General features: G+C 57.8%; 2 protein-coding genes. Both read right to left on the bottom strand.

Going from position 1 to position 3,582, the window contains the following annotated elements; translation table 11 throughout:
- Positions 1–681, bottom strand: a 681-nt coding sequence (gene meaB / locus SMC5_RS09650; RefSeq protein WP_119120551.1) for a methylmalonyl Co-A mutase-associated GTPase MeaB, incomplete at its 3' end; no start/stop codon positions are given.
- A gap of 4 nt (positions 682–685) precedes the next feature.
- Positions 686–2,689 (bottom strand): methylmalonyl-CoA mutase family protein, encoded by a 2,004-nt coding sequence (locus SMC5_RS09645; protein WP_119120550.1) that lies wholly within the window; start codon positions 2,687–2,689, stop codon positions 686–688.
- Between the last annotated feature and the right edge of the window lie 893 nt (positions 2,690–3,582).

Below are 3,582 nucleotides of genomic sequence, written 5' to 3'. Positions count from 1 at the left end.
GTTCAATTCGGCCGACACCTTGAGTACGGGCGGATTCCAGCCCGTCGTCATCGACAGGTGCAGGACGGACTCGACCTGAGTTGCGGTACGGTCTGCTCCATCGCGGTCCGCCTTGTTGATGATGAAGAGGTCCCCGATCTCCATGATGCCTGCCTTCATGGCCTGGATATCGTCCCCCATGCCGGGTGCCATGACAACGGCTGTCGTATAGGCGACATCATGTACGTCGACCTGGGACTGACCCGCGCCAACGGTCTCGACGAGGATCCAGTCGAACCCCGCAGCATCAAGGATGCGGGCCGCCATCCGGGTAGCACGGTTGAGACCGCCGAGTGATCCCCTGGTCCCCATGCTGCGAATGTAGACATCGCGTGTGAGAGCAACGTCGAACATACGGACCCGGTCTCCCAGGATCGCACCACCCGAGAAGGGACTGCTGGGATCGACCGCCAGAATGCCGACCTTCTGTCCGCGAGCCGCCAGCAATGCCGCCAGTCTCGAAACCAGCGTACTCTTGCCCGCGCCGGGCGAACCGGTCAGTCCAACGATGTAAGCGTGTCCTGTACTCGCATAGACGCCGCGGATCACCTCGGCGCCGCGTGGATCGCCATTCTCGACCCACGTGATCGCTCGCGCGACCGCTCTCGTATCGCCGGCCAGGACCCCCAGCTTGACGTCCACCTGACTAGGCTTCCTTCTTCACGTGGCTCCGAATGTAGTCCACGCAGGTGGCGAGTGGAGTTCCTGGTCCAAAAACCTCACTGATCCCATGCTCTTTGAGGAAAGGGATGTCGTCTTCAGGAATGACCCCTCCGCCCATGACCAGGATATCGTCGGCTCCTTTCTCCTTCAGCAAGTCAACGACCTTTGGAAACAGCGTGTTGTGCGCCCCCGACAAGCACGACAGGGCAACCACGTCCACATCTTCCTGCACCGCGACTTCCGCGATCTGCTCGGGTGTACGGCGGATGCCAGTGTAGATGACTTCCATGCCCGCGTCCATGAAGGCTCTTGCCAAGACTTTGGCCCCACGATCGTGCCNNACGGAGCGCAGCACGTCGCAGACTTCACCAAGAGTCGCGTACGCGTCGACCGCGTCGATGATCGCTGGCATCAGGTTTGCATCACCACCGGCGACAGCTTTCACCTGATCAAGGGCAGCTTTGACCTTGGCAGCATCGCGGTGGCTCTTCATCGCAGCCAGCTCCTTGTGCCGTTTCTCAAAGAGGGCGGAATCGATGTGCATGAGATTCTTGAACGGCTTGTTCTCGACCTGAAACTTGTTGACGCCGACGATGACCTTCTTGCCTGACTCGATTTCCAGCTGGTACTGATAGCTGCTGTTCTGGATCTCCTGCTGGATGAACCCTCGCTCGATAGCCTTCACGGCCCCGCCGAGCTCGTCGATCTTGCTGATGTACTTCCAGGCCTCTTCCTCGATGCGGTTGGTCATGGATTCCACGAAGTAGCTGCCTGCAAGAGGGTCGACTGTATCGGCTACCCCCGACTCGTACCCAATGATCTGCTGTGTCCGGAGGGCAATATGCACTGAGTCCTCTGACGGCAGCGACAGGGCCTCGTCACGACTGTTTGTATGGAGTGACTGGGTACCGCCCAGCACCGCGGCAAGCGCCTGCAGCGTCACCCGCACGACATTATTGTCCGGCTGCTGGCTTGTAAGCGTGCAGCCTGCCGTCTGCGTGTGAAAACGCAGCATCAGGCTCTTTGGATTCTTTGCATGGAAACGGTCTTTCATGATCCGCGCCCACATTCGACGGGCGGCGCGGAACTTGGCGACCTCCTCCAGCAGGTTGTTGTGCGCATCGAAGAAGAACGAAAGGCGAGCCGCAAAACTGTCAACATCGAGTCCTGCCTTGACGGCAGCGTCAACATAGGCTATCCCGTCGGCGAGCGTGAATGCGACCTCCTGGACCGCAGTACATCCGGCCTCACGCATGTGATAGCCACTGATGCTGATCATATTCCAGTTGGGAGTTTCCTTGGAGCAATAGGCAAAGATGTCACTGATGATGCGCATTGACGGGGCCGGCGGATAGATGTACGTACCGCGAGCGCTGTATTCCTTGAGAACATCGTTCTGAATCGTGCCATTCAGCTTGTCCGCGCTGATGCCCTTGCGCCTCGCAAGCGCGATATACATCGCCATCAGAACCGCGGCAGGAGCGTTGATGGTCATGGACGTGCTGACCTGATCGAGCGGGATGCCATCGAACAGCACCTCCAGGTCCGCGAGCGAGCTGACCGACACGCCGACCTTGCCGACCTCACCCTCCGAGAGTGGATGGTCTGCATCCATGCCCAGCTGAGTTGGAAGATCGAATGCGATGGACAGACCGGTCTGGCCCTGGTTCAATAGATACTTGTACCGGCGGTTGGACTCCTCGACCGTTGCAAACCCAGCGTACTGGCGCATGGTCCAGAGACGACCGCGATACATCGTGGCCTGATATCCTCTCGTGTACGGATACTCCCCGGGGAACCCAATGTCACGCATGTAGTCCATGTCGACAATGTCCTCAGGTGTATATAGCAGCTTGACGTCGATGCCGGAACTGGTGGTGCAATCCGAATAGGCCTTGCATGTCTTGCCAGCTGGGATCTTGTCAGCACCCTCCTGCCACTTCAACCTTGCAGCTTTCAGTCTCCCCACATGTTCTTTGTCAAACATTCGCTCACCTCACTTTTGACGTGTCCATGGAAGGCTCAGGGCGTGTTCACACCCAATGCTCGTCTCCGAGAAAGTATAGCAGGAAACGAGGACCTCACCACATGAGGCGCATACTGCGAATCAGGCTGTCATTCCCGCGAAGGCGGGAATCCAGTTCTTATTGTAGATCCGTCACTTCCCTTCTCCGTCATTCCCCCCGAGCCCTTTTGTTCAAGGCGAGGGGTGCTCTCGGCGAAGGTGGGAATCCAATTCTCGTCCTCCTGTCACGTGGATGCCCCCGCCTCCTCCTGAAGCATCGCCGTGATGGCTGTAAGTTCGTTCGCTACTGGAAAAAGGAGCGGCTACCTGATTCCCAACAGTCGCCATTTCGGTGGATCAGTAGTGGTGGAGATAGGGGCGAACAGGCAGTCCTGTGATCCACCCACAGCTCTTCTATTCAAGCTGGTCTTGGAGGTAGTCCTTGGTGTTGCTTCCTGATTCCTCGGGAAGAACAACGTGGACCGTGAGCACGCGGTTCTCAGTGAGTGCGTGGGCCAAGGGCTGGTGGCCAGAGCATTGGCTCCATTCCGTGGAATGATGATAACGAATGTGGGTCGAAAAGCACTGTCTCCTTGGAGCGATCCAAGCACTCTAGCTCAGGACAGCAACGCAGGAGGGAGAAGGCCGGCATGTTGATTTCATGTCCCAGGTGAAATGCAGGAGTCAGTGACAAGGCTCACGTGTGTGCATACTGTGGCTTCAGGATAGACACGCTGACGAGATGCCCAGACTGCAGCAAGGTTGACAGCCGTCGTCTTGCGCATCCTCCCTTTCTGAGGCCCACTGCGTATTTCTCCAGAATCACCTCTCCTCGTGGCTAGATGTGCCGTCTCTATACTACTGCGTATGTACAC

This window comes from Candidatus Cryosericum odellii (genome assembly GCF_003570935.1).
Classification (GTDB): domain Bacteria; phylum Caldisericota; class Caldisericia; order Cryosericales; family Cryosericaceae; genus Cryosericum; species Cryosericum odellii.
The sequence above is the reverse complement of the archived record's forward strand: the minus strand, read 5'-3'. Positions and strand labels throughout refer to the sequence as shown.